Origin of the sequence: Asanoa siamensis (genome assembly GCF_016862555.1) — a bacterium.
Classification (GTDB): domain Bacteria; phylum Actinomycetota; class Actinomycetes; order Mycobacteriales; family Micromonosporaceae; genus Asanoa; species Asanoa siamensis.
Map to the genome: position 1 here is coordinate 1 of NZ_BONE01000190.1, position 1,535 is coordinate 1,535.

Here is a 1,535-nt window from a genome sequence, read left to right on the forward strand (position 1 = left end):
TAAGTGACTAGCCCTCATCGGTAAGGTGTGCCGATGATCAATTTCCGTTACCACGTCGTATCGCTAGCCGCCGCGTTTGTCGCATTGGCGGTCGGTGCGGTATTCGGCACTGCGGCAGCGAACGGGTCCACGACTGACGTGCTCAGGCGCTTGATCGACACAGCGCACGAAACCAACGATCAGCTTCGTCAGACGACCGACCAACTCCAGGATGAGGCGAGTCGCAAGGACGACTACATCAATGACACAGCCCCTGCAGTGCTGCGCGGGACCCTGACGAACCGTCGGATCGTGGTGCTAGCAACTCCGTCTGGGCGCCAGCAAGCCGAAGGGGTGATCGAAAAGCTTGAGGTGGCGGGCGCTTCGGTCTTCGGGCCCATCCAAATCCATGAATCATTTTTCGACCCGAAGAACAGCATGGATCTACTTGGGTTGACCCGTCGTAGCGGTCCTATGCTGGACACCTTGCCTTCCGGCAGCAGTGGAGCCGAAACCGCTGGCGCTCTCCTGGCCGCAGCCCTGCTCGGACCGCCTAGCAGCGCCGAGGGATCGGCGGCAATCGCCGCCTTCGCACACGCCGGATACCTCGCGGAACCCAAGCAAGTCGATGGTCGCTCGGACGCGGCGGTCCTCGTGACCGGAGCGCCATACGTAGAGCGAGACTCTGCTGAGCGGAACAACGCGATCGTGGCCCTTGCCGCGCAACTGGCCACGATGGGGCCGACTGTTTTGGCGGGGACGGTTTCCAGTGACGGCAGTGCTATGGCGGCGGTGCGTGACGATGACGCGCTCAACCTCCAGCTTTCCACAGTAGATGGTGTGGCGGGGGCGCAAGGTCAGGTCGTGACGGCGCTCGCCGTCGCCGAGCGGGTAGCCACCAACCGGGGAGGCCACTACGGCACGGCCGGTGACGCTGACACTCTCATCCCAAGCGGATGATCACCATCAAATGACCGGCATGATCTCGAATTGCTGCGTCTCGGTCTCGGCCGGACGAGAAGTTGATCATGACGCCGAGCGGCGGATGGGTCCAGGTTGTTGAGGATTACTCGCGGGCTGCGGCGAGTCGGCCTTCGGAGGCGAACTCGAAGGCGGTCAGCGCTGGTTTCCAGCGCATCATCCACCGCCGCCGGCCTTGGCCTGTGGGGTCCAGGCTCATCACCGCGAGGTAGACACATTTGAGCGCGGCTGCCGCGTTCGGGAAGCGGCCGCGGGCCCGTACCGCGCGACGGATCCGAGCGTTCACTCTCGATCGCGGTGGTGGAGCAGACCACGGTGCGGATCTCCGCGTCGAACGGCACGAACTCCGCCCAGGCGTTGGTCCACAACCGGGTGATGGCCGGATACTTGCTGCCCAGGCTTCGGCGAACTCGTCGAAGCGGGTTTGAGCCGCTGCCTCGGTGGGTGCGGTGTAGACCGGTCGCAGGGCTTTGGCGATGGCGTCCCAGTGTTGCCGGCCGGCATATCGAAACGAGGCCCGCAGCAGGTGGATCACACAAGTTTGGACCACCGCGAGTGGCAGACCTGGCCGATGG

At 64.1% G+C, this 1,535-nt stretch carries 2 protein-coding genes; one reads left to right on the forward strand and one right to left on the reverse strand.

Annotated elements, in window-relative coordinates; translation table 11 throughout:
• Positions 1-33 precede the first annotated feature (33 nt).
• Entirely contained in the window at positions 34-939 is a 906-nt protein-coding gene (locus Asi02nite_RS41165; RefSeq protein WP_203719470.1) for a copper transporter, read from the forward strand.
• 106 nt (positions 940-1,045) lie between these two features.
• Here Asi02nite_RS41165 and Asi02nite_RS41170 read toward each other — a convergent pair whose 3' ends face one another.
• Positions 1,046-1,510: a transposase gene (locus Asi02nite_RS41170; RefSeq protein ID WP_275410453.1), complete on the reverse strand. Its 465-nt coding sequence runs from the start codon at positions 1,508-1,510 to the stop codon at positions 1,046-1,048.
• Positions 1,511-1,535: the final 25 nt, after the last annotated feature.

Excerpts from the sequence above, each read along its gene's own strand:
- Asi02nite_RS41165 (WP_203719470.1), top strand. The coding sequence starts at position 34 with ATGATCAATTTCCGTTACCACGTCGTATCGCTAGCCGCCGCGTTTGTC.